The 23,778-nt window shown below is 68.9% G+C and carries 21 protein-coding genes and 2 tRNA genes; 4 read left to right on the top strand and 19 right to left on the bottom strand.

The features are described from left to right. Positions 1-53: 53 nt before the first annotated feature. Genes LH076_RS16350 through LH076_RS16340 form a run of 3 tightly spaced genes read right to left on the bottom strand, consistent with a single transcriptional unit; the run spans position 54 to position 3,306 of the window. A complete protein-coding gene (locus LH076_RS16350) occupies positions 54-689 on the bottom strand; it encodes a hypothetical protein (RefSeq protein WP_227781816.1) in 636 nt (211 codons plus the stop codon). A gap of 51 nt (positions 690-740) precedes the next feature. Continuing rightward, positions 741-1,433, bottom strand: a complete 693-nt coding sequence (locus LH076_RS16345; RefSeq protein ID WP_227781815.1) for a class E sortase — start codon at positions 1,431-1,433, stop codon at positions 741-743. Positions 1,434-1,485: 52 nt separating this feature from the next. Next, positions 1,486-3,306 (bottom strand): DUF4012 domain-containing protein, encoded by a 1,821-nt coding sequence (locus LH076_RS16340; protein ID WP_227781814.1) that lies wholly within the window; start codon positions 3,304-3,306, stop codon positions 1,486-1,488. Between the two features lie 73 nt (positions 3,307-3,379). Here LH076_RS16340 and LH076_RS16335 point away from each other — a divergent pair, with 73 nt between their 5' ends. Beyond that, positions 3,380-4,750: a polysaccharide biosynthesis tyrosine autokinase gene (locus tag LH076_RS16335; RefSeq protein ID WP_227781813.1), complete on the top strand. Its 1,371-nt coding sequence runs from the start codon at positions 3,380-3,382 to the stop codon at positions 4,748-4,750. A gap of 16 nt (positions 4,751-4,766) precedes the next feature. On the opposite strand, the gene LH076_RS16330 is transcribed toward LH076_RS16335, so the two are convergent. Beyond that, entirely contained in the window at positions 4,767-5,540 is a 774-nt protein-coding gene (locus LH076_RS16330) for a methyltransferase domain-containing protein (RefSeq protein WP_227781812.1), read from the bottom strand. Positions 5,541-5,647: 107 nt separating this feature from the next. On the opposite strand from LH076_RS16330, the gene LH076_RS16325 reads away from it, so the two are divergent. Continuing rightward, a complete protein-coding gene (locus LH076_RS16325) occupies positions 5,648-6,631 on the top strand; it encodes an NAD-dependent epimerase/dehydratase family protein (RefSeq protein ID WP_227781811.1) in 984 nt (327 codons plus the stop codon). Between the two features lie 15 nt (positions 6,632-6,646). Further along, positions 6,647-7,930: a glycosyltransferase family 4 protein gene (locus LH076_RS16320; RefSeq protein ID WP_227781810.1), complete on the top strand. Its 1,284-nt coding sequence runs from the start codon at positions 6,647-6,649 to the stop codon at positions 7,928-7,930. A gap of 21 nt (positions 7,931-7,951) precedes the next feature. Here LH076_RS16320 and LH076_RS16315 read toward each other — a convergent pair whose 3' ends face one another. The 7 genes from LH076_RS16315 to LH076_RS16285 form a co-directional block, all read right to left on the bottom strand. Then, complete coding sequence (locus LH076_RS16315) at positions 7,952-8,791, bottom strand: rhomboid family intramembrane serine protease (RefSeq protein ID WP_227783658.1); 840 nt, start codon at positions 8,789-8,791, stop codon at positions 7,952-7,954. Between the two features lie 154 nt (positions 8,792-8,945). Next, a complete protein-coding gene (locus LH076_RS16310) occupies positions 8,946-9,491 on the bottom strand; it encodes a peptidylprolyl isomerase (RefSeq protein ID WP_227781809.1) in 546 nt (181 codons plus the stop codon). Next, a complete protein-coding gene (locus tag LH076_RS16305) occupies positions 9,488-9,835 on the bottom strand; it encodes a DUF3817 domain-containing protein (protein WP_227781808.1) in 348 nt (115 codons plus the stop codon). Before LH076_RS16305 ends, LH076_RS16310 begins: the two co-directional genes overlap by 4 nt. Further along, the gene (locus LH076_RS16300; protein ID WP_227781807.1) at positions 9,832-10,632 is read right to left on the bottom strand and encodes an SURF1 family protein; all 801 of its coding nucleotides are present in this window, start codon (positions 10,630-10,632) and stop codon (positions 9,832-9,834) included. Before LH076_RS16300 ends, LH076_RS16305 begins: the two co-directional genes overlap by 4 nt. 43 nt (positions 10,633-10,675) lie before the next feature. After that, a complete protein-coding gene (locus LH076_RS16295; RefSeq protein ID WP_227781806.1) occupies positions 10,676-11,845 on the bottom strand; it encodes an acyl-CoA dehydrogenase family protein in 1,170 nt (389 codons plus the stop codon). Between the two features lie 59 nt (positions 11,846-11,904). Continuing rightward, on the bottom strand, positions 11,905-12,993 hold the full coding sequence (locus LH076_RS16290; RefSeq protein WP_227781805.1) for a Glu/Leu/Phe/Val family dehydrogenase: 1,089 nt from the start codon (positions 12,991-12,993) through the stop codon (positions 11,905-11,907). After that, complete coding sequence (locus LH076_RS16285; protein ID WP_227781804.1) at positions 12,990-16,439, bottom strand: indolepyruvate ferredoxin oxidoreductase family protein; 3,450 nt, start codon at positions 16,437-16,439, stop codon at positions 12,990-12,992. The genes LH076_RS16290 and LH076_RS16285 overlap by 4 nt, the downstream gene beginning before the upstream one ends. Positions 16,440-16,592: 153 nt before the next feature. Between LH076_RS16285 and LH076_RS16280 the strand changes: the two genes are divergently transcribed. Further along, positions 16,593-17,024: an Lrp/AsnC family transcriptional regulator gene (locus LH076_RS16280; protein ID WP_227781803.1), complete on the top strand. Its 432-nt coding sequence runs from the start codon at positions 16,593-16,595 to the stop codon at positions 17,022-17,024. On the opposite strand, the gene LH076_RS16275 is transcribed toward LH076_RS16280, so the two are convergent. The 8 genes from LH076_RS16275 to gyrB form a co-directional block, all read right to left on the bottom strand. Beyond that, positions 17,008-17,640, bottom strand: a complete 633-nt coding sequence (locus tag LH076_RS16275; protein ID WP_227781802.1) for a hypothetical protein — start codon at positions 17,638-17,640, stop codon at positions 17,008-17,010. The two genes, LH076_RS16280 and LH076_RS16275, sit on opposite strands and share 17 nt — an antisense overlap. 18 nt (positions 17,641-17,658) lie before the next feature. Continuing rightward, complete coding sequence (locus tag LH076_RS16270) at positions 17,659-18,093, bottom strand: GNAT family N-acetyltransferase (protein ID WP_227781801.1); 435 nt, start codon at positions 18,091-18,093, stop codon at positions 17,659-17,661. Between the two features lies 1 nt (position 18,094). Beyond that, positions 18,095-18,170: transfer RNA gene (locus tag LH076_RS16265), tRNA-Ala, on the bottom strand. A gap of 30 nt (positions 18,171-18,200) precedes the next feature. Then, positions 18,201-18,332, bottom strand: a complete 132-nt coding sequence (locus LH076_RS16260; protein WP_227781800.1) for a DLW-39 family protein — start codon at positions 18,330-18,332, stop codon at positions 18,201-18,203. Between the two features lie 57 nt (positions 18,333-18,389). Beyond that, positions 18,390-18,463: transfer RNA gene (locus LH076_RS16255), tRNA-Ile, on the bottom strand. A gap of 110 nt (positions 18,464-18,573) precedes the next feature. Next, a complete protein-coding gene (locus LH076_RS16250) occupies positions 18,574-19,074 on the bottom strand; it encodes a DUF3566 domain-containing protein (protein ID WP_227781799.1) in 501 nt (166 codons plus the stop codon). Further along, on the bottom strand, positions 19,074-21,668 hold the full coding sequence (gene gyrA / locus LH076_RS16245; protein WP_227781798.1) for a DNA gyrase subunit A: 2,595 nt from the start codon (positions 21,666-21,668) through the stop codon (positions 19,074-19,076). Before gyrA ends, LH076_RS16250 begins: the two co-directional genes overlap by 1 nt. After that, positions 21,668-23,743 carry a DNA topoisomerase (ATP-hydrolyzing) subunit B gene (gene gyrB, locus LH076_RS16240; RefSeq protein ID WP_227781797.1) on the bottom strand — a complete coding sequence of 692 codons (2,076 nt, stop codon included), beginning with the start codon at positions 23,741-23,743 and terminating at the stop codon, positions 21,668-21,670. The genes gyrA and gyrB overlap by 1 nt, the downstream gene beginning before the upstream one ends. Positions 23,744-23,778 lie beyond the last annotated feature (35 nt).

Raw genomic sequence — 23,778 nt, 5'->3', positions numbered from 1 at the left:
GGTGCGGTGGGAAAGGCGACGACGAGTCTGACGATGGGACGACGGGGTCCGGGTCAGTGGCGGACGCGGCGGCGGCCGACGTACATCCCTACGGATCCCACGCCGAGGAGGGCCAGCGCAAGGATGAGCCAGACCCGGTCCGGTCCGCCTGTGTTCACCAACCCGGCAACGGCGTTCGACAGGGCGTCGGTGTCGGTGTCATCTGCCGTGGCGGTGGCCTGCAGCGCGCTGGCGCCGACCCGGAAGGTGTTCTGGCCCGTCGACGGGAGGAAGCGATCGGCGTTGTCGGGTGTGAAGCTCGCCGAGGCGACGTACGTGCCCTTCTTGAGACCAGAGAGCTTGACCGTGATGGGTGACCCGTCGAACCGGTAGGTGCCGGAACGAACCACGGTGCCACTCGCACGGCCGGCGACGCCGGTCCGCAGGGAGACGGCCGGAGCAATCGCGGTCCGCGCGGAGGCGCTGGCCGTCGTGATCTCGACGACCAGCGTGCCCGTCGGCGCGGAGCTGTCGGAGGTGTTGGCGCTGGCCCAGAAGTGGACGGTGACGGTCTGCCCCTCGACCGAGACGCTGACCTGCGTCTCCGTCGGCAGCGGGCCGCCGTAGTCGGCTGCCTGGGCAGGACTCACCGCGCCGATGGCCAGAGCAGCGGCCATCAGTGTGAGCAGTCCGAGAAGCTTCCTGATCACGCCGACCCCCATGACAGACGTGTGACCGGGCCCACATCAGGCCTTGGCTTGTCAGTGTGCCACAGCATGGGAAGTCCCGACCAGATGTCCGAAGACGACGCTCCGGTTGTCGGTGTGGAAGAGCTCGGAGCAGGTGAACAGGGTGAGAAGCCTGTCGCCCACCCCGGTCGGCTGCATCCCACCGCTGGGATTCACCGGCGAGGGATCAGCAACCCAGGTCGCGGTGAACGGCACCACGAGCGACCTGCCGGAGTTCTCGAGCTCGTAGATGTACGTCGTCGTGCGGGTCTCGACGTAGACCTTGTCGTGCGCCCGCAGGTCGGGGAAGTCGGCGAACGGCTCGCCGTGCGTGACGCGGTGGCCGGCGACGACGAAGTTGCCGACGGCACCCGGGAGTGCCGTGCCGGGCAGGTGACCCGTGCCGGCCGCGAGCACCCCCGCGCTGTCACCCTCGAGGACGGGAACGGCGAAGTCGTCGCCGAACCGCGGAATGTGCAGGATCGCGATGGCGGTGCCGAAGTCGGTGTGTACGCGGTCCGAGCCACCCTGCCAGCCACGGTGGAGTTCGGAGGTCACCTCCTGTTGGCGGTGGTGGGAGAGCCAGTTCGTCACCCAGAACTGCCAGGCGAGCCACACCATGATGCCGACGCCCGCGGCGACCAGGATCGCGCCCGGCCAGAAGAGCGGGCCGCGTCGAGCGCGACGCGGCGACCTCCTCCGCACCCTCGCCGGTTGTGTGGTCATGCTCATACCACTGTGAACGCAGGGGTCGGCAGCGCGCTACGGGCGAGGGCGATCAGCACAGGGACGGCACCGTGGCGCTGTCGGTGCCGGGGAGGGCGCCCGGTGTCACGTCCAGGTGAGTGGCTCCGACCTGGCCGCGGCCGGAGCGCACGGTGAAGGTGATCGTGTGAGTCGCCTCGGGATCGAGGCGCACCTCGACGGGGACGACCCGACGCCTTCCGAACGGGACGGTCGTGACGGTGGGATAGCGCCTGCCGTCGTACGCGAGCGCGGTGACCTGACCGCCGACCGGTGCCCAGACATAGACGATGAGCAGCTGCTGGCCCGGAGTGAGGTAGTCGCCCGCCGCGGGCGCGCCGGTCACGCTCCACGGAAGGTCGGCGAGATCCGTCGGGGTGTCGTTGGTCAGCTCGATCCGACCCGCCAGCTCCTGCACTCCTCCGATGCATGAGCTGGCGAGGAGCGTGGTGTCGTTGCGGAGGTAGTAGGACATCTTCGCCTGCGTCGAGTCGTTGAGATAGACGCCCACGTCCGGATGCTCGTCGGCCTGCTGCGGCAGCTCCCCGGCGATCGTGGTGCCGGCGATCAGGCGCTGGTCGTCCCGGTCGAAGAAGTGCGCGCGGATCCGTCCTTCGCTGACGCCGGTCACGAGCCCCTGGATCGAGGCGACCGAGTCACCCCGTCCCTCCACGAACGCGTTGAAGACGGCCTTGGCGACGGCGTTCTGGTAGTCGCTCTGCGCCCCGGCGTCGTTCGGGTGGACGCGATAGATGGTGTTCTCGACGGCCGCCACCACACTCGCGGCGGTGACGTCGACGTAGTCCGGCACCGGCACGGGTCCGACGCCCACCAGGAGTTGGGCGATCGCGACCGGGTCCACGAAGAGAACGCCGTCGATCTGCCGATGGCCGGTCTGCTCCCACCTCGCCCGGATCAGCTCCGCGGCCCGCGGGATGTCCGGGGTGAGGGAGGCGTCCTGGCCGACGCGGCCGAGGCCGGTGCCGAAGAGGCCCGCCTCATCAGCCGTGAGCGGCAGGATCGGGCGGTCGCTCTGGCCCAGGTCGTTCATGTCCATCTGCTCGACGATCGTGACCCGTCCGCGCTCGGCATGGATCAGCGAGAGTGAGCCCGGCAGCCCGCCGGCCGCGCGTACCTCGGCGTTGTTCTGCAGGACCAGCAGATAGTCGCGCGGGCCGTCGGCACCGACGAGGGTGGGCAGCAGCCGCGAGGCGGTGTAGGCCGGGGTGAGGGCCGCCCGGGCTGCCCCGACGAGCTCCCGCAGCTCCGCGACCCGGCGCGCCACCGGGCCGAGGAGGCCGGCGGTCCGGATCCCGTCCAGTACGCCGTCGGCCCGGTCGAACGCAGCACGGCTCATGCCGGCGGGCCTGCGCACCGCCACGATGCGCGCGAGCGGGAAGACGTGATCCTTCGGCTGGAAGGTGTTGGCCGAGACGTCGCGGGCGGCGTCCACGAGAGGGGCCAGGCCCTCGCGCCCGAGCTCGGCGAGCACGCCGCTCGCCGTCTCGACGCTGGAGGCATCGTCGCCCAGGACCGGCAGGAGTTCGGCGACCTGCCAGGTGATGCCGCCGGTCCACGACCGGGCGCGGTCCGCGGCCCGCTGGTAGTCGTCGAGCGCGACCCGCGACCCGGCCGGATCACCCCGGACGAGAGCGGCCTTGAGGATCTGGCCCTCCTCGGCGACCTGCTGCAACTCGTGGGCGACCAGCACCGCCCGCGCCACCGCCCAGACACCGAGGAGGAGCACGACCACGGAGACCCCCGCGAGCACCGTGAAGGCCCGATGGTCGCGTGCCCAGCGCCGCAAACGGCGGGCCCACCGGCCGCGCCGACTCCGGCGAACCACGGGGGACATGTCGGGCAGGTTAGCCCTCAGGTCCCCTAGGATCGCGACGACTGACCACCCGGATCGACCGAAAGCAGTGACCGTGGACGCCAAACAGTTTGTCGGGATCCTGCGTCGTCGTTGGCGCAGCATCGCCGCCGTGGTCGGCGTCGCGCTGGTCCTGACGGGACTGCTGACGTTCGTCGTCGCGAAGCCGCAGTACCAGTCCACGGCACGCGTCTTCCTCTCAGTCAACGTCCAGAACGCCACCGACGCCTACTCGGCCGTCTATTTCGCCAACACCCGCGCGGCGTCCTACGCCGACGTCGCACAGAGCACCGAGCTCGCCGCGCGCGTGGTCAGCACCCTCGGCCTCAACATGACCGCCAAGGAGCTGTCCGACCACATCTCCGCGGTGGTGGTGGCCAACACGTCGCTGATCGAGCTCACAGTGAAGGACACCAACGCGAAGCGGGCCCAGAGCATCTGCAACGCTGCGACCACCGCCTTCACGGCGTACGTCAAGGAGCTCGAGAATACGAGCACCGACGCCAAGAAGCCGACCTCGCCGATCGCGGCCTCGGTCACCGACAAGGCGACGTACGAGCCGAACGCGGTGTCGCCCCGGTCCGGGCTCAACCTCGCCGTCGCGCTGATCCTCGGCCTCATGCTCGGCATCGCGCTCGCCCTGGTCCGCGACCTGCTCGACCGGACCGTCCACGCCTCGGGGGACGTCTCGGACATCACCGACGCGCCGGTCCTGGCCACGATCAACTACGACGACCGGATGCACGACGCCCCGGTGCTCACCGATGTCGGTGGTTTCGCGCCCCGCACCGAGGCGTTCCGCCTGCTGCGCACCAACCTGCAGTTCGTCGACCTCGACCGCGACGCCAAGTGCCTCCTGATCACGTCCTCGGTCAAGGGCGAGGGCAAGACGACCACGGCGATGAACCTCGCGGTCGCGATGGCGCAGGCCGGCCGCCGCACCCTCCTCATCGACGCCGACCTCCGTCGCCCACGTGCCGCCGCCACCCTCGGCCTCGATCCGGCGGTCGGCCTCACCACCGTGCTGGTCGGTCGCACCGAGGTGCACGAGGCGATCCAGATCCACGAGCCCAGCGGGCTCCACGTGCTGGCCAGCGGCGCGAAGCCGCCGAACCCCACCGAGATCCTCCAGTCCCACGTCACCCATGACCTGATCCGAGAGCTCACCGAGCGCTACGACACCGTGATCATCGACGCGCCGCCGATGCTGCCGGTCGCGGACTCCTCGGTGCTCGCCACGCTCGCGGACGGCGTCATCCTCGTGATCCGCCACGCGCACACGACGAAGGACGAGGCACATGAGGCGGCCGGGCGGATCGCCCAGGTCGACGGCCGGCTCTACGGCGTGGTCGTCAACATGGTCGCCAGCAGGGCTGCGGGCTCGTACTACTACTACTACGAGGACGCCCCCGCGAAGCGAGGCTGAGGCCGTCGGTCCCCGCTCAGGGGGCCCGGCGGACGAAGACCATCAGCGTCGGCAGCAGCGCCGGCGGGGTGAGCGCGTCGATGAACTGCGCCGCACGCCAGGCGGCGCGGTTGTCCCGTCCGAAGTAGACCGGCTCCGAGGCGTGGCCGTAGACCACGACCTCGTGCGGCTCGGGGAAGAGACGCTTCAGATCGCGCTTCGTGTTCATGCTGTAGCGGACCGGGAAGACGTCCTGCGCCTGGCGCTCGGGCTGGAGTCTCGTGAGGACGCGGACGTGCCACTCGTTGGGCACCGCCCGTGCGCCGATCCCGATCATTCCCCACTTGTTGGGTGTCCGGGCCGCGAGCCAGCCGCCGGGCTTCACGACGCGCATCAGCTCCGCGGCGACCGTCTCCGCGTCGGCGGCATCGACATGCTCGAGCACATAGTCGGCGAGGGCGAGGTCGAAGCTGGCGTCGGCGTACGGGATGCGGCCGGCGGGCTCGATCACGTGCGCCTCGGCCAAGGCGCGGTTATCGAGGACGACCGGGTCCACATCGACGCCGACCACCCGGGCGACGCGCTCGTGGAAGGCCCGCAACCTGCGGTGGTACGGCGCCAGCGGCTCGAACTGCCACGAGCCTCGTCCCGCGCCGAAGTCGAGCACCTGGCTGTCGGCATCCAGCAACGCGTTGACCCGCTGGTAGAAGTCGACGAACCCGTCGTGGCGGGTGTAGCCGCCGGCACGGACCTCCGGATAGAGCGCTGCGCGCAGGTCGTCGTCGGGCAGGTCCCGGGCCACGTCATCCACGCTGAGCACCCTAGCCCCGGCAAGCAGGGACGTGACGTTGTTCACTTCCGGTCGTTAGCAGCCACAAGAAGGTCCAAATTCCTGTAACGAGATGCTTGGGGGCTGATGTGACTACGACGTACGTCGACGCCTTGGTCGCTGGTGGCGGCGGCTTCATCGGCGGCCACCTGGTGGCCGACCTCCTCAAGGCGGGCAAGTCCGTCCGTGTGGTCGACATCAAGCCCCAGTCCGAGTGGTACCAGGTCCACCCCGACGCGGAGAACCTGCAGGGTGACCTCTCCCTCCTGGCCGACGCCGAGTCGGCGACGCAGGGGGCGCGTGAGGTCTACATGCTCGCCGCCGACATGGGCGGCATGGGCTTCATCGAGAACAACAAGGCGCTCTGCATGCTCTCGGTGCTGACCAGCACGCACATGCTGCAGGCGGCCCAGAAGTTCGATGTCGAGCGGTACTTCTACTCCTCCTCGGCCTGCGTGTACGCCGCCGAGCACCAGACCGACCCGAACGTCACCGCCCTGGCCGAGGCGCACGCCTACCCCGCCATGCCGGAGGACGGCTACGGGTGGGAGAAGCTCTTCACCGAGCGGATGGCGCGCCACTTCCGGGAGGACTTCGGCCTGCAGACCCGGATCGCCCGTTTCCACAACGTGTACGGCCCGGAGGGCACGTGGACCGGTGGTCGCGAGAAGGCGCCGGCGGCCGTGTGCCGCAAGGTGGCCGAGGCCGCCATCTCGGGCGACCACCGCCTCCAGATCTGGGGCGACGGCGAGCAGACCCGCAGCTTCATGTACATCGACGACTGCGTGCGGGGCATCCAGATGATCACGGACTCCGACTACGTCGACCCGATCAACCTCGGCTCCTCCGAGCTCGTCACGATCAACCAGCTCTACTCGATCGCGGAGGAGATCGCGGGCATCACCTGCGAACGGACCTACCAGCTCGACGCCCCCCAAGGCGTGCGCGGCCGCAACTCCGACAACACCGAGATCCTGCGGGCCTTCGACTGGGAGCCCTCGACGCCCCTCATCGAGGGCATGGCGCGCACCTACGCGTGGATCTTCGACAAGGTCAAGCGGGCGCAGGGCTGAGAGGGGTCTCTCGGGATGCGCATCCTCGTCCACGATCACAGCGGCCACCCCTTCCAGGCCGAGCTCAGTCGGGAACTCGCCCGCAGGGGCCACTCGGTCACGCACTCCTATGTCGCCGGCTACGTCTGCGGCAAGGGCCGGCTCAAGGCGCAGCCCGATGAGTCGATCACCTTCGAGGCGATCGGCAGCGACAAGCCGATCCAGAACCTCAAGATCGTCGAGCGGCTCGGCCGCGAGATCCGCCGCGGCGTCGAGCTGATCCAGCACGTCCGCCGGGTCGACGCCGACATCGTGATGGTCTCCAACGTGCAGATCCCGACGCTCGTGATCTTCGCCTTCGCGATGGCGGTCATGCGCCGCCCGTGGGTCCTGTGGCACCAGGACGTCTACGCCGTCGCGCTCCGTTCCTTCGTCGGCACGAAGCTCTCCCCGGTGTTCCGCCTCGCCGCGGTCGTCTTCGAGGTCGCCGAGCGCTGGTGCTCCTGCCGTGCCGCGGCGATCGTCGCGATCTCACCCGCCTTCGTGCCCGTCCACGAAAGGTGGGGGACGGCCGGGAAGACGTCGGTCATCCCCAACTGGGCGCCCGTCGACGAGATCGTGCCGGTCGAGCGCGACAACGCCTGGGCGAAGGAGCACTCCCTCGACGGCACGAAGACCCTGTTGTACGCCGGCACCCTCGGTCTCAAGCACGACCACGCCCTCCTCACCGAGCTCGCGAAGGCGGTCCACGACCTGGGTGAGCCGGTCCGCCTGGTGGTGGTCAACGAGGGTCACGCGGTTCCCGCGATCGAGGCGTCCGCCGAGCGGCTCGACGTGCCCCTCACCCGGCTGCCGTTCCAGCCCTACGAGCAGCTGCCCCAGGTGCTCGGCTCGGGCGACATCCTCGTGGTCGTGCTCGACCGGGAGGCCGGTGCCTTCTCGGTGCCGTCGAAGACACTCTCCTACCTCTGTGCGGGCCGACCCGTGCTGGGCATCATGCCCCCGGAGAACCTCGCGTCCGAGCTGATCTCGCGCACCGGTGGTGGCGTGGTCGCGCCCGGTCCAGATGCGCTTCACGAGGCCGCCGAGTGGTGCGTCGCGATGCTCCGTGACGCCGACGCGCGGGCGGAGGTCGGCCGAGCGTCACGTCAGCTCGCCGAGTCGGAGTTCGCGCTCTCCGGATGTGCGAACCGGTTCGAGACACTCCTGCACGAGGCGGCCGGCATCCCCCAGCCGACCGCGATCCGGGTGCCGAAGCCGCGGCGCGGATGGCGCACCGGACGGCAGCGCACCCGCCAGGCCAAGACCTCCGCTGCCTGAGTCGCCGGCGGGCTCCGACGGTCAGCTCGGTGTGATACCCGTCAAGGGAGCCGCCAGCTCGTGGATCCGCACCGCGGTGAGCACGGCGAGGATGACCAGGAAGACGGCCACCGAGCCCCACTGGAGGAGGTGTCGGCGCGGGCCGCGCGGCGCCCAGGCGAAGGCGGCGGTGACGAGGAAGCCGCCGAGCAGGCCGCCGAGGTGGCCCTGCCACGAGATGCCGGGCACGAGGAAGCTGTAGCCCATCGACAGCACGATCCAGATCAGCATCCCCTGCGGTGCCTGCTTGGTACGGAGCACCATCACGAGCAGTGCGCCGAGCAGACCGAAGACCGCGCCCGAGGCGCCGATCGAGTTGCTGTACTCCTCACTCAGCCAGAGGATCGTGATCGATCCGGCCAGCCCCGCGAGCGCGTAGATGGCGAGGAACCGCGCGCGGCCGAAGGCCTGCTCCAGCTGCGGTCCCAGGATCCAGATGTTGAGGATGTTGAGGAAGAGGTGCATCGGCGTCACCTGCGTGAAGACCGAGGTCACCATCCGCCAGAGCGCGCCGTCGGCGACACCGGGCACCCAGCTGCCGCCGGTGACGTCGCATGCGTTGTCGCTGAGGCCCGGGTAGTAGCCACCGGGCACTGTGCAGATGCCCCGCGGCAGCAGGCCGAACCAGTCGACGATCTTCGAGCTGTCACCGCCGCTCGCCTGGATTGCGATCCAGACCGCGACGTTGAGGGCCACGAGGACGAGCGAGACGCTCAACCCACGCGGGATGAGGCCGCCGTACGTCGTCCGCGCCTGTCGCACGGACCTGTTGCCCTCATGCACGCACTCGGGGCACTGGAAACCGACGCTGGCGCTCACCATGCAGTCGGGGCAGATCGGCCGGTCGCAGCGCTGACAGCGGATATGCGACTCCCGCCCCGGGTGCCGGTAACAGGTGGGCACACTCGGGGCGGGAGCAGCGGGGTCACTCATGTGATTCGTCGGTCGAGTCGCGCGAAGCGCGTGTCGCGACCTCTCAGTCGATGATCTCGACGGTGTTGATCACGACCTCGTCGACCGGGCGGTCCTGGGCACCGGTGGCGGTCGTACCGATCGCATCGACGACGGCCTTGGAGGCGTCGTCCTTGACCTCACCGAAGATGGTGTGCTTGCCGGTGAGCCACGCGGTGGGCGCGACGGTGATGAAGAACTGTGAGCCGTTGGTGCCGGGGCCCGCGTTGGCCATCGCGAGCAGGTAGGGCTTGTCGAACTTGAGGCCGGAGTTGACCTCGTCGCCGAAGACGTAGCCGGGGCCGCCCATGCCCGTGCCGGTCGGGTCACCGCCCTGGAGCATGAAGTCCGCGATGACGCGGTGGAAGATCAGGCCGTCGTAGAAGGGCTTGCCCGCCTCGGGCAGGCCGCCGCGACCACGGGGGTCGGGCTTGTAGAAGCTGTCCGGGCCGACCTCGACAGGCTCGCCCTTGGCCAGGCCCACGAAGGACGCGACGGTGCGGGGCGCCTCGTTGGGGAAGAGCTCGATCGTGATGTCACCACGGTTGGTGTGCAGAATCGCTGAAGTCACGCAGGTGAGCCTACGCGGTCACCGGGCGACTCCTTGAAGAGCTCGGGGTGCTCGCGCTTGTACTTCTCGGAGACGTGGTGCTCGACGAAGAACATCAGCACCGGGACGAGGCCGGCGACGATGATCAGCGCGACGAAGGAGAGCGGCCACCTGGCCTTGCGGGTGAACGGGACCGCGACGACGAGGTAGGCCATGTAGACGTAGCCGTGCAGCATCCAGAGCCACCACAGGTCCGGGAAGCTGTCGCTGATCAGGTGGACGATCAGCCAGTCGATCGTCGCGATCAGGAGGAAGATGCCGACCGCGATCGCGAGGATCCGGTAGGCGGTGAAGAGCTTCGTCACGGCGTCGAGGCTACTTCCGGTTCCTGAGGCAGATTCTCAGGGTCCCCCTCATCCTCCGGCTCGGGCTCAGGGTGCCGAAGCTCCATCACGTACTTCCACCAGACGAAGATCGCGAAGCCGCCGAAGAACCACCACTCCAAGGCGTAGAGGAAGTTGCGCAGCCCCTCGCCCGCACCACTCGAGGGCAACTGCGCGAGGTCGGCCGGCTCGAGGCCCGCGGTCGGCTTCTGGTCGATCGCGTAGCCGCCGTAGAGGTCCTGGTCGACGTGCTGGATGAGGTCGGCGATCCGCATCTGCGGGATGACGTCGTCGTCCGGGTCGTCGTCACTGACGAGCTCGCCCTCACCGGGCTGCAGCCACGCCGTCAGCGTGACCGCTCCCGCCACCTCCCCGAATCCGGGGTTTCCTGAGGTCGGATCGGGGATCTCCCGCGTCCACCCGCGCACGACGGGGATCGCCGGGGCTGTCGGCGTACTCCCGACGGCGATGGGCGTGACGACCCAGTAGCCGCTGTGACCGTCGTGGGTGCGGCCGCTGACGTAGACCGTCCCGCTCGGCAGCCAGGTTCCGGAGATGGTGACCGGGCGGCCGACCCCGTCGGAGGGGAAGGGGTCGTCGGAGCCCATCACGTCGTCGAGCGGCTTGGGCGTCTCGTGCGTCAGGTCGACCTTCGCAGCCTCGCGGTGGTCGTGCCACACGCTGAGCTGCCAGTAGCCGAGCAGGATCGCGGCGACGAGGAGGATGAGGCCGAGCAGGTGCGCGCCCCACATCCGGCGGCTCCACCACGGCACTGGCATGTCCACGAGGGTACGTCGACGGCCCGGTGCCGCGGGAATCGCCTCAGAGGTTGAGGAAGCGACTGATGATCAGCTTCTGGATCTCGGTCGTGCCGCCGTAGATCGTCTGGATGCGGCTGTCGATGAAGGCCTTCGCGATCGGGTACTCGAGCATGTAGCCGTAGCCGCCGTGGATCTGGACGCCCTTGTCGACGGTCTTCTTCTGCAGCTCGGTGGTCCACCACTTCGCCATGGAGGCGAGCACCGTGTCGGCGGTACCGGCGTTGAGCTGCGTGATGGCGTCGTTGACGAAGAGGCGGGCGATGTAGGCCTCGGTCGCCATCTCGGCGAGATCGAAGCTCATCGTCTGGTTGCGGCCGATCGGCTTGCCGAAGGCGGTGCGGCTGCGGGCGTAGTCGAGGCTCATCTCCAGTACCGCCTCGATCGCCGCGACGGCGATGGAGGCGACGGAGATGCGCTCCTGCGGCAGCAGCGTCATGAGGGAGATGAAGCCCGTCCCCTCGTCGCCGAGACGGTTCTCGACGGGCACGCGGACGTCGGTGAAGGAGAGCTCAGCCGTGTCCTGCGCCTTCATGCCGACCTTCTCCAGGTTGCGGCCGCGCTCGAAGCCCTCCATGCCGCGCTCGACGACGAGGAGGGAGATGCCGTTGGCGCCTGCCTCGGGGTCGGTCTTGCAGACGACGATGACGAGGTCGGCGTTGATGCCGTTGGAGATGAACGTCTTGGAGCCGTTGAGGATGTAGTGGCTGCCGTCCTCCGAGAGCACGGCCCGGGTCTGGATTCCCTGGAGGTCCGAGCCGGCGCCGGGCTCGGTCATCGCGACGGCGGTGATGGTGTCGCCGCTCACCGTGCCGGGGAGCCAGCGCTGCTTCTGCTCCTCGGTTCCCAAGTGCGAGATGTAGGGGACGATGATGTCGGTGTGGACGAAGAAGCCCGGTCCACTGGCCGAGGCCCTGGCGAGCTCCTCGTGGAAGACCGCGTTGAACCGGAAGTCCTTGATCCCCGGGCCGCCGTACTCCTCGTCGACGTCGAAGCAGAGCAGGCCCGCGTCCCCGGCCTTCTTCCAGACCGCGCGTGGCACCAGGCCGTCCTTCTCCCACTGGTCGTGGAACGGCGTGATCTCACGCTCGATGAAGGCGCGACAGGTCTGACGGAAGTCCTCATGCTCCGCCTCGTAAATCGACGGAGCGTTGATCGACGACGTGGCAGGCATCGGAGCGGGCCCTCCTGGGTTGCTAGCGGCAGACGGTGCCGACAGTGACAGCTTCACTGTCACGGTAGCAGGGCGCGCTCCCTCTGCATTCCGCGGGCGAGGATGCGATCGCGCTGTACGGCGGCCGCCTCGAGCGGCGTGAGTCCGGACTCGCCCGCCTCCTCCAGGAGTACGTCGACACGGTGCCCGATCTCCTCGACGGAGGCGCGGATGAGCGAGTGGTCCCAGCGCATCCGGAGGCCGTGGATGTGGATCACGCCGCCTGCGTTCGCGACGAAGTCGGGGACGTAGAGGATGCCGGCCTCATGCAGCGCGGTGGCGAGGTCATCGGTGGCGAGGGTGTCGTTGGCGGCACCGGCGACGACCTGGCACCGGAGCGTGGGGAGGTTCTGCGCCGTGATGACGCGGGCAGTGGCGCACGGAGCGAAGATGTCGCAGTCGTAGGCGATGACCTCGGCCGGGTCGATCGCCGTGGCGCCGAGGCTGTCGGCGACGTCTTGGGCCCGGGTGGCGTCGACGTCGGTGACGCTCACGCGGGCGCCGTGTTCGGCGAGCTGCTTGGCGAGTGAGTGACCGACGTGGCCGACGCCCTGGACGAGGACGCGCACACCGTCGAGCTCGGTGGCGCCGAGGGCGTGACGGGCGCCGCTGCGGATCGCCTCGAAGACACCGAGGGCGGTCCAGGGTGACGGGTCCTCGTCGGAGCAGGTCGCGTCGGCGCCGGCGGCGGTCATGGCCTTCATGTCCTCACCGGTGGTGCCCATGTCGACGCCGGGGAGGTAGGTGCCGCCGAGTCGGGCGACGAACTCACCGAAGCGGCGCATCAGCGCCGCGCGCTCCTCGGGGGAGAAGGAATCAGTAGCAGCGTCGGCAACGATGACCGACTTGGCGCCGCCGTACGGAAGCCCGGCGAGCGCGTTCTTCGCGGTCATGCCGCGGGCCAGGCGCTGCGCCTCGCGCGCGCCGGCCCACAGGTCGGGGTAGGACGTGAAGCGGACGCCGCCGAGGCCCGGGCCGAGGGTGGTGTTGTCGATGGCGATGGCGGCCTGGAGACCGACCGACTGGTCGCTGCAGAGGACGAGCTGTTCGGACAGGCCCAGCTCGGGGAGCTCGCCGGTGTTGCGTGCGTCCGTGAGGGTGATGCTCACGCGGGGTTCCTTATCTGTGTGGAGGCCGGGGGTGTGGCCTCGGGAGTGGCCGAGGCTGTCGCCTCGATCTGTGCCATCAGCTCGCCGACGCGGGCGCGGTAGCGCTCGACGTTGCGGAGCTTCACCTCCTCGTAGCCGCGCACCAGATCAGGTGTGTCGGCCAGCTCGAGCAGGAGATCCGTGCACCGGTGCCTCGTGTCGAGCTCCAGCGCGGTGCGCATCACGGCGCGGTACTCGTCGGCGAGAGCGGCCTCGGTCCGTCGGACCTCACCGAGACCGAAGGGGTTCAAGCGCGTCTTCCGGAGACCGCGCAGGGCGTAGAGGAGCCGGAGGATCGGCAGGAACCAACCGCCGAGGGCGATCTTGCGCTTCATCCCGAGCGCGCGGAGTACGGGCGGGTGGAGCAGGATCTTCACCTTCGCGTCCTCGCCGAACTGGTCGCTGAGCTTGGCCCGCTCGACCGAGTCCAGGTGCAGTCGGGCGACCTCGTACTCGTCCTTGTAGGCCGTCAGCTTGAAGAGTCCGTCCGCATAGGCGGCGCCGAGCTTCTCGTCGACGTCGGCCACCTCGCGTACGTCGGCCACGAACCGCTCCGCCGTCGTGCTGTCCTGCCACGCCGTCAGCTCGTCCGCCAGGCGCTCGATCCTCGACCCCTCGCCGGAAGGGCGCTCGCTCCCGTCCGACAGGGCAGTTGCTCGCAGCGCCTCGGGCGCCGCGATGGTGATCCGGCCCAGCCGCAGGGCGGCGAGGTTGTTCTCGACGGAGGCACCGTTGAGCCGGATCGCCTCCTCGAGCGCCTCGACGCTGAGGGGGAGCAGGCCCTGCTGCAGCGCGGCCCCGATGACGATCATGTTGGTCGGCATGTGGTCGGCGAAGTGGCGCATCGCCAGGGCGTCGGCGTCGACGTACACGTTCTCGGGGGCGAGAGTGGCGGAGTCGATCCGCGAGCGCAGCTCGGTCGGCGCGGGCATGGTGACGGTCGTGTCCTGCACCATCGCCGACGTTGCGACCTCGCCCGTGTTGACCACGGCGAGGGCGCCGGGGCGGAGCGTGTCCAGCATCTCATCGGTGGCACCACCGATGGGATCCAGCGCCAGGAGTACGTCGACAGTCCCCCGCCCCGCGCGGAGCTGGCCCGTCACCGGCGAATCGGAGAATCGGATGTCGGAGATGACCGGTCCGCCCTTCTGTGCCAGGCCGATCTGCTCGACACCGGCGGCGTAGCGACCGTCCAGGAAGGCGGCCATCTGCAGCACCGCCGAGACCGTCACGACGCCCGTCCCACCGATACCGGGCATCCGGACGAGGAGCTCAGATCCCACGCGGGCTTGGGGTTTCGGCAACTCGACGTCCGGGACCGGGACGAGCCGCGGCTTGCCCGACGGCGTCACACGAACGAACGACGGGCAGTCGCCGGCGAGACAGGAGAAGTCCTGGTTGCAGGAGGACTGGTGGATGTGGGTCTTCCGCCCGAACTCGGTGTCCACCGGGACGACAGAGAGACATGTCGACTTATCTCCGCAATCGCCGCAGCCCTCACAGACGCGCTCATTGATCCAGATGCGCTCCTTCGGAGCGACCGCCCTCCCCCTCTTACGAAGGCGGCGCTCCTCGGTCGCGCACCGATCGATGTGAAGCAGCACCGTGACGCCGGGTTCGTCCGCGAGACGCCGTTGCAGCTCCGGGATCTGGTCGCGGTGATGGACGCTGACGCCCGGAGCGAAGCGGGTGCGGCGCCAGGTCTCCGGGTGTGCGGAGGTGATCGCGATCCGGCGTACGCCCTCCAACGCCAGCCACTTCGTGAGGGCCGGGATGTCCATCTGTCCCGACGGATGCTGACCGCCCGTCATCGCGACGGCGTCGTTGAAGAGCATCTTGTAGGTGATCGTCGATCCGGCCGCCACCGCTGCACGGATCGCGAGCGAAGCCGAGTGGTAGAACGTGCCGTCACCGACGTTCTGGAAGAAGTGGCGGTCGTCGGTGAAGGGCTCGAGCCCGATCCACTGCGTGCCCTCGCCGCCCATCTGTGTAAGACCGACCAGCTGTCCGCGCTTGGGCCCGCCCGTCACCGTCGGCTCGAGGGCGACCATCACGTGGCAGCCGATCCCGACTCCGACGAGCTGGTCGCCCTCGGCCCGGGTCGAGACGCTGTGCGGGCACCCCGAGCAGAAGGCGGGGGTACGCGACGGCAGCAGCTCCAGATGCCGGGTACGCCGACGGGGAGCCGGCACACGGAAGGCCGCTGACCCGAGCCCGGGGACGGCACGCGTCAGCGCGCCGACGATGTCGTCGGAGAGCAGCTGGCTGCGCGAAGTCAGCAGGGGAGCACCGTGCTCGTCATACTTGCCGAGGACGAGCGGCGGGTTCGGTACGCGGTAGAGGATCTCCTTGAACAGGCCCTCCAGGAACGGGAGCTTGTCCTCGACGACCAGGATCCGCTCCACGCCCTCGACGAGGCGACGGGTCGCGACGGGCTCGAGCGGCCACGGCATCCCGAGCTGGACGAGCCGGATGCCGTGCGCGGCGAGATCCGCCTCGGTGACGCCGAGGTCGCGCAGCGCGAGGAGCACGGACTGGAAGCTCAGACCCGCCGCGACGATCGCCGTCCGCGCGGCCGGCGGGTCGTACGCGATCCGGTTGAGGCCGGCAGCCTCGGCATACTCGCTCGCCCGGGCCAGGCGCTGGGTCATCAGGTCGAACTCGGCGTCGAGATTCGTCGGCGGCAGCAGGGTTGGCGGGGCGAAGGCCCGCGCACGCTGGAGGTCGGGGATCGACTCGAGCAGACCGTCGACCGAGACGACCGAGGTCGAGTCGGCCACGTCCGCGACGATCTTGAGCCCGGCCCACAGGCCCGCGTGCCGGGACAACGCGATCGCGTGCAACCCGAAGCTGAGGATCTCCTCGACGGAGCCGGGCGCCAGCAGCGGCATCATCAGCGAGCGGCACATCGGCTCGCACGAGCTCGGGACGGTCGAGGACTTCGACGACGGGTCGTCACCGATCCAGGCCACGGCGCCGCCCAGCGGGTTGGTGCCGGAGATGTTGCCGTGCCGGAGGGCGTCGGCGGCCCGGTCGAAGCCGGGGTTCTTGCCGAACCAGACACCCGTGATGCCGTCGACAGTCCGCTTCCCGAGCTCACCGATGAGCTGCGTCCCGGCCACGGCGGTGGCGGCGAGCTCCTCGTTGAGTCCGGGGCGGAAGACCACGCCGGCGGACTCCATCATGGTCGACGTACGCAGCACCTCGCGGTCGATGCCACCCAGGGGCGAGCCCTGGTAGCCGGAGAGGAAGAGCCCGGTGTTCAGCCCCCGCGTCTCGTCCAGGCGGCGCTGGTCGAGCAGCGTGCGGACCAGTGCCTGGATGCCGCTCAGCATCACGTCGCCAGTCGTGGCCGTATAGCGGTCGTCCAGCGTCGCCACAGTGCGCGCGAGGGTCGTGGTACTCATGCCAGCCTCCGTCGTGATGTGCTGTGGCTCACACTTCTCCTCATGACAGTGGCTCACAACATCGCCGCATGATCCCAGTCCTATCGCGCATGGATCCCGCTGCGCGTCGTCCGTTCTCACGAGGGATCGAGCGCCCCTTTGTAGGATTCGTGCGTGGACGCGATCGACCGGCAGATCCTCGAGCTGCTCGCCAAGAACGCCCGGCGTCCGGTCGCCGAGATCGCCGAGCACGTGGGCCTCTCACCCGCGCCTGTCGCACGCCGGATCGACCGCCTCGAGCGCGACGGCGTGATCGAGGGCTACACGACGGTGGTCAACTACGCCCGCACCGGCACCGCGATCGAGGCGTTCATCGAGGTCCGCATGCTCGGCTCGCTGGAGGTCGACTCGGTCTGGGCCGACCTCGAGGTGATGCCCGAGGTCGTCCAGATGCTCACCATCGCAGGCGACCCCGACGCGCTGGTCCGGGTGCGGGTCGACAACGTCGACCACCTCGCCCGCGTGGTCAACCAGATGCGCAAGACCGGCAAGCTCCTCGGCACCAAGACCCTCATCGTCCTCGACGAGCTCACTCCCGGCCGCTGACCTGCCGCGCCGTCCTCGGTGGTTGGAGCCCCACCGAGCGGAGCTCGAGTGCGGCGAGGCGGTTGAGCACCACGCCGTCCCTGCGACGCCAGGCACCGGCCGGATCGTCGGTGATCCGCGCCAGCACATGGAGCGGCTGGTGGGTGAGCGCCCGCAGGGCGAAGAGGTCGAGGTCGGCGCCAGAGTCGAGGAACCGCTGTCCCGCACTGGCCCGCCGGACGAACCTCAGCCGTGGCGGCAGGTAGAACACCAGGAGCAGCACCACGGGAATGAGGGCCACCGCCACACCGAGCCAGTCGGCCAACGTCGTGGCGGCGTGCACCTGGGCCCGGCCGGCATCCGCGAGACCCGACGCCGCTCCGCTCGCGCCGTCGAAGGGCTTTCCCGCCGCGTCTCCGACGAGTGGCACGTCGGAGAGTCGCGCGCCCGCGTCCCGGAGTCGGGCGGCGAGGTCGTCCCCTGCGGCCTCGATGCGGCGGCCGGGCGTCGCCAGTCGGAGCGTCGCCTCGTGCACCTTCCTGGCGAGCAGGACGGACACCAGGACGAACAGCACGGCGGCCACGTCGCCCAGGACCTGGGCTGCCCGGCGAGCGGGGGTGTCGGCATAGAGCTTCATGCCGCTGGGGGTGCCCGCTCAGCGGCGCCTCAGTCGCATCGGGGTGTGCGGGATGTCGTCCTCGAGGAACTCCTCGCCGTCCTGCACGAACCCCAGCGACGCGTACCACCCCGCCAGTGGCGTCTGCGCATCCAGTACGACGTCCCTGTCGGTCGTCAGCGTCAGCGCATGCTGCATCAGGCCGTCGGCCAAGCCTCGCCCACGGACGGCCGGGTCGAGCGCAACCCGCCCGATCCGCCAGACGTCGCCGTCGTCGAGCACCCGCAGGTAGCCGAGCACCCCACCGTCGTCGTCCGACGTCAGCACGACGTGCCGCGTGCCGGGCTCGACATCACGTCCATCGAGGTCGGGGTAGAGACAGGCCTGCTCGAGCACGAACACCTGCTGCCGGAGCCGCCACACGGCGTACGCCGTCTCGGGCGCCAGCTCGGCGAGGGAATGATCAGAGATCACGTGGTGGAGCCTAGGGGACTCGAACCCCTAACCCCCTGCTTGCAAAGCAGGTGCGCTACCAATTGCGCCAAGGCCCCGTCGTACGTCCCGAAGACGTACAGGCGGAATCAGTGCTGGGGAGTGACGGTGTCCGTGGCCTCGGCCCAGAGGGCACGCTCGGCGTTGGACCTGTCGAGCTGCTTCTTCGCGACGACCGCGCCGGCGACCGCCACGGCCAGGAGAACAAGCTTCTTCAACATGATCGACCCCTTAACTGACTGACGACCCGCATCCGGTGGACACGAGCCGTCATCGCGTGCGCTTAGGAGGACTTGAACCTCCGACCCCCACATTATCAGTGTGGTGCTCTAACCGTCTGAGCTATAAGCGCAGGTGGTCACCGCCTACCAGGGTGGAAGCCCGAGGAGGGGCGGCGAACCGAGAGGGAACGTTACCCGAGCCCCCGCCGACGTACGAAATCGCCACCGGGAAGGCAGCGCCTCAGCGGTCCTCCGTGAGCGTGAGGTCGATGCCCCCGACGAGCGCGGCCGCCATGTTGTAGAGGAAGGCACCCAGAGTGGCGACGGCCGTCAGGAGGACGATGTCGATCACGGAGATCAGGACCGTGAAGCCCATGACCCGGCCCGTGCCGAGGTAGTCCTTGATGTCGAACGTCGAGGTGTCCTGACCGCCCACGATGTCCTGGACCGAGGAGTTGATCGAGTCCCAGACGCCGGCGGCGCCGAGCACGGACCAGACGATGAAGACCGCCACGATCGTGACGACCGCCAGCGCGATCGAGAGCAGGAAGGACGCCTTCATCACCGACCACGGGTCGATTCGCGAGAGCGTGAGGCGGGCGCGCCGGGGCGACTTCCCACTGGGCTTCACCGGGCCGGCGGTGCCGACGGCGGTCGTCTTGAACTCGTCCGCCGCGGCCTGCAGCCGGTCCTTGATCTGCTGGCCCAGGCCAGGCCGCACCGCGGTGTCGTCGTCAGCCATCAGTCCTCCGAGCCGGAATCAGTCGTCTCAACAGTGTCGTCGTCCTCGGCGGAGACGGGCTCTGCCTCATCGGCACCCAACTCCTCCGTCTCCTGCGCCTCGACGGAGCGGGTGACGACTGCGACAGTGTCATTCTTCTTGGGCGACACAAACTTCACGCCCATGGTCGAACGACCCTTCGGGGCGAAGTTGTCGTCGATGGGGGAGCGTACGACCTGGCCGGTGGCGGTGATCGAGAGGACCTCGTCGCCGTCCTTGACGATGAAGGCGCCGACGAGTGAGCCGCGCTTCTCGTCGGAGAGCTGCATCGCCTTGATGCCCAGGCCGCCGCGGGACTGGATCCGGTAGTCGGAGATACGCGTGCGCTTGGCGAAGCCGCCGTCCGTGATCGTGAAGACGTACTGCACGTTCTCGTCGGAGTTCTCCGCCGCCGCATCAGCGGCACGGATGACCGACATCGACAGCAGCGAGTCGCCCTCGCGGAACTTCATGCCCGAGACACCCGAGGTGGCGCGCCCCATCGGACGCAGCTGGGCGTCGTCGGCGATGAACCGGATCGCCTGCCCCTTGCGGGAGACGAGCAGGATGTCGTCGTCGGCGTTGACCAGCTCGGCACCGATCAGCTCGTCGTCGTCCTCGCGGAAGTTGATCGCGATGACGCCGGCCTGACGCGGGGAGTTGTAGTCGCCGAGACGGGTCTTCTTCACCAGGCCCGAGCGGGTGGCGAGGACGAGGTAGGGCGCCTGCTCGTAGTCGCGGATCGCGAGCACCTGGGCGATCTTCTCGTCCGGTTGGAAGCTCAGCAGGCCGGCGACGTGCCCGCCCTTGGCGTCACGTGCCGCCTCAGGGAGGTTGTACGCCTTCGTGCGGTAGACGCGGCCTGCCGTGGTGAAGAAGAGCAGCCAGTGGTGGTTCGTCGTCGCGATGAAGTGCTCGACCACGTCGTCACCACGCAGCGTCGCGCCGCGGACACCCTTGCCGCCGCGCTTCTGGAGCCGGTACTGGTCGGCACGGGTCCGCTTGGCGTAGCCGCCACGGGTGATCGACACGACGAGATCCTCATCGGGGATGAGGTCCTCCATGGAGAGGTCGCCGTCGGCCGGGATGATCTGGGTACGGCGGTCGTCGCCGTACTTCTCCACGATCTCGCCCAGCTCCTGCGCGACGATCGACCGCTGGCGGGCGACGTTGGCGAGGATGTCCTTGAGGTCGGCGATCTCGAGCTCGATCCTGGCGAGGTCGTCGATGATCCGCTGGCGCTGCAGCGCGGCCAGCGAGCGCAGCTGCATGTCGAGGATCGCGTTGGCCTGAAGCTCGTCGATGTCGAGCAGCTCGATCAGGCCGGCGCGGGCGTCGGCGACGTCGGGCGAGCGGCGGATGAGGGCGATCACCTCGTCAAGCGCGTCGAGCGCCTTGACCAGGCCACGCAGGATGTGGGCCCGCTCCTCGGCCTTGCGGAGCCGGAACTCCGTGCGCCGGCGGATGACCTCGATCTGGTGCTCGACCCAGTTGGTGATGAACTGGTCGATGCTCAGCGTGCGTGGCACACCGTCGACGAGAGCCAGCATGTTGGCACTGAAGTTGGTCTGTAGCTCCGTGTGCTTGAGCAGGTTGTTGAGCACGACGCGTGCGACCGCATCCCGCTTGAGTACGACGACGAGCCGCTGGCCCGTGCGGTCGGAGGTGTCATCGCGGACATCGGCGATGCCCTGCACGCGACCCGAGTCGGCCAGCTCGGCGATCTTCAGAGCGAGGTTGTCCGGGTTGACCATGTAGGGCAGCTCGGTGATGACCAGGCAGGTGCGACCGCGGTTGTCCTCGTCGACCTCGATCACCGCGCGCTGGGTGATGGAGCCACGACCGGTGCGGTAGGCCTGCTCGATGCCGGCGGTGCCGACGATCAGCGCGCCGTTGGGGAAGTCGGGGCCCTTGATCCGCTCGAGGAGCGCATCCTGCAGCTCCTCCTTGGAGGCGTCGGGGTGCTCGAGCGCCCACGTGGCGCCCTCCGCGACCTCGCGCAGGTTGTGCGGCGGGATGCTCGTGGCCATACCGACCGCGATGCCGGCCGACCCGTTGACCAGCAGGTTCGGGAAGCGCGACGGCAGCACCGTCGGTTCCTCGGAGCGGCCGTCGTAGTTGGGCTGGAAGTCGACCGTCCCCTCTTCGATGTCGCGGACCATCTCGAGCGCGAGCGGCGCCATCCGGCACTCGGTGTATCGCATGGCCGCCGCGGAGTCGTTGCCCGGCGAGCCGAAGTTGCCCTGCCCGTGGATCAGCGGCGCGCGCATCACCCACGGCTGGGCCAGGCGCACCAGGGTGTCGTAGATCGCGGTGTCGCCGTGCGGGTGGTACTGACCCATGACGTCACCGACGACACGGGAGCACTTCGAGAAGCCGCGGTCGGGGCGGTAGCCGCCGTCGAACATCGCGTAGAGGACGCGCCGGTGGACCGGCTTCAGCCCGTCGCGTACGTCGGGCAGGGCCCGACCGACGATGACCGCCATCGCGTAGTCGATGTAGGCCCGCTGCATGGAGGTCTGCAGCTCGACAGGCTCGATCCGTCCGCCGGGGGCGGGAGTGGGAGTCTCAGTCATCAGATATCGAGGAACCTAACGTCCTTGGCGTTGCGCTGGATGAAGGTGCGGCGGGACTCGACGTCCTCGCCCATGAGGATCGAGAAGATCTCGTCAGCCTGCGCGGCGTCCTCGAGGGTGACCTGGAGCATGAGGCGCTGCTCCGGGTCCATCGTGGTCTCCCACAGCTCCTTGGCGTTCATCTCGCCGAGACCCTTGTAGCGCTGGACCGGGTTCTCCTTGGGGAGCTTCTTGCCGTTGGCCAGGCCGTCGGCCATCATCGCGTCGCGCTCGGCGTCGGAGTAGACGAACTCGTGCTCGTGCGGCTTGTTCCACCGCAGGCGGTAGAGCGGCGGCTGCGCCATGTAGACGAAGCCGTCACGGATCAGCGCCGGCATGAAGCGGAAGAGCAGCGTGAGCAGCAGCGTGTTGATGTGGTGGCCGTCGACGTCGGCGTCGGCCATCAGGACGATCTTGTGATAGCGCAGCTTGTCGAGGTTGAACTCGTCGTGCACGCCGGTGCCGAGCGCCGAGATGATCGACTGGACCTCGGTGTTGGCGAGCACCTTGTCGAGGCGTGCCTTCTCGACATTGAGGATCTTGCCCCGGATCGGGAGGATCGCCTGGATGCGCGGGTCGCGGCCCTGACGGGCAGAGCCACCGGCCGAGTCACCCTCGACGATGAAGACCTCGCACTCCTCGGGGTTGTTCGACTGGCAGTCGCTGAGCTTGCCGGGCAGCGAGCCGCTGCCGAGCAGACCCTTGCGGCCGCGCGCGAGGTCGCGCGCCTTGCGCGCGGCGATGCGGGCGGTCGCGGCGGCCTGGGCCTTGCGGATGATGTCCTTGCCCTCGCCGGGGTGCTCCTCGAGCCAGGCGCCGAGCTGGTCGTTGACGACGCCCTGGGTGAAGCCCTTGGCCTCGGTGTTGCCGAGCTTGGCCTTGGTCTGGCCCTCGAACTGCGGCTCCCCGATCTTGAGGCTGATGATCGCGGTCAGGCCCTCGCGGATGTCGTCGCCGGTGAGGCGGTCCTCGGCCTTCTTGATCAAGCCCCACTCCTGACCCCAGCGGTTCATGAGAGTCGTCAGCGCGGCGCGGAAGCCCTCCTCGTGGGTGCCACCCTCGGGCGTGTTGATCGTGTTCGCGAAGGTGTGGACCGACTCGTTGTACGACGACCCCTGCCACTGCATCGCGACCTCGAGGCTCATCGCGTTCTCCGCGTTCTCCTGTGTCTCGGCCTCGAACGCGATGACGGGGGAGAGGGGGACCTTCTTCTTGTTGAGGAAGTCGACGTAGTCGGCGAGGCCGCGCTCGTAGAGGAAGGCCTGCTCGATCCCCTTGACCGCGCCGTCCGCGCTGTCCTCCGAGGTGACGACCTGGATGTCGCCCTCGGTGCCCTCGAGCCCGTCGAGCTCCATCGGGTCGGAGACGATCTGGGCGAGTTCGGCGCCCTCAGGACGCTCGTCGCGCAGGACGATCTTGAGGCCCTTGTTGAGGAACGCCATCTCGCGGAAGCGCGTGACGATGGTGTCGAGGTTGTACGTCGTCGTCTCGAAGATGTCGGGGCTGGCCCACCAAGTGATGGTGGTACCGGTGCGCTCGCCCTCCTCGAGCGGCCGGACCTGCCGAAGCGTGTAGTCGGGCACGCCGAGGGTGAACTCCTGCTCCCAGAGGAAGCCGCGGTTCTTGATCTGCATGTGCATCTTCGTCGACAGCGCGTTGACGACCGAGGAGCCGACACCGTGCAGACCGCCGGAGACCTTGTAGCCGCCACCGCCGAACTTGCCGCCCGCGTGCAGGACCGTGAGGGCGAGCGTCGCCGCGGGCAGCTCCTGGCCCGGCGCGATGTCGGTCGGGATGCCGCGACCGTTGTCGATGACGCTGACCGAGTTGTCGGCGTTGAGCGTCACCACGATGGTGTCGCAGTAACCGGCGAGCGCCTCGTCGACCGCGTTGTCCACGATCTCCCAGATCAGGTGGTGCAGGCCACGGACACCGGTGGAGCCGATGTACATACCCGGGCGTTTGCGGACGGCCTCGAGGCCCTCCAGCACCTGGATCGCTGACGCGTCGTAGTCGGTCTGCTCGGGCTCAGTCACACCCGTCAGACTACCGCCTAGGTGGTACAGAATCG

The sequence above is a fragment of the Nocardioides sp. Kera G14 genome (genome assembly GCF_020715565.1).
Taxonomy (GTDB): domain Bacteria; phylum Actinomycetota; class Actinomycetes; order Propionibacteriales; family Nocardioidaceae; genus Nocardioides.
This window is presented reverse-complemented; position numbering and strand designations above follow the sequence as displayed.

Excerpts from the sequence above, each read along its gene's own strand:
- LH076_RS16260 (WP_227781800.1), bottom strand. The coding sequence starts at position 18,332 with ATGTTGAAGAAGCTTGTTCTCCTGGCCGTGGCGGTCGCCGGCGCGGTC.
- LH076_RS16300 (WP_227781807.1), bottom strand. The coding sequence starts at position 10,632 with ATGCCAGTGCCGTGGTGGAGCCGCCGGATGTGGGGCGCGCACCTGCTC.
- gyrA (WP_227781798.1), bottom strand. The coding sequence starts at position 21,668 with ATGACTGAGACTCCCACTCCCGCCCCCGGCGGACGGATCGAGCCTGTC.
- LH076_RS16345 (WP_227781815.1), bottom strand. The coding sequence starts at position 1,433 with ATGACCACACAACCGGCGAGGGTGCGGAGGAGGTCGCCGCGTCGCGCT.
- LH076_RS16315 (WP_227783658.1), bottom strand. The coding sequence starts at position 8,791 with ATGGTGAGCGCCAGCGTCGGTTTCCAGTGCCCCGAGTGCGTGCATGAG.
- LH076_RS16285 (WP_227781804.1), bottom strand. The coding sequence starts at position 16,439 with ATGAGTACCACGACCCTCGCGCGCACTGTGGCGACGCTGGACGACCGC.
- LH076_RS16320 (WP_227781810.1), top strand. The coding sequence starts at position 6,647 with ATGCGCATCCTCGTCCACGATCACAGCGGCCACCCCTTCCAGGCCGAG.
- LH076_RS16340 (WP_227781814.1), bottom strand. The coding sequence starts at position 3,306 with ATGTCCCCCGTGGTTCGCCGGAGTCGGCGCGGCCGGTGGGCCCGCCGT.
- LH076_RS16295 (WP_227781806.1), bottom strand. The coding sequence starts at position 11,845 with ATGCCTGCCACGTCGTCGATCAACGCTCCGTCGATTTACGAGGCGGAG.
- LH076_RS16250 (WP_227781799.1), bottom strand. The coding sequence starts at position 19,074 with ATGGCTGACGACGACACCGCGGTGCGGCCTGGCCTGGGCCAGCAGATC.
- LH076_RS16275 (WP_227781802.1), bottom strand. The coding sequence starts at position 17,640 with ATGAAGCTCTATGCCGACACCCCCGCTCGCCGGGCAGCCCAGGTCCTG.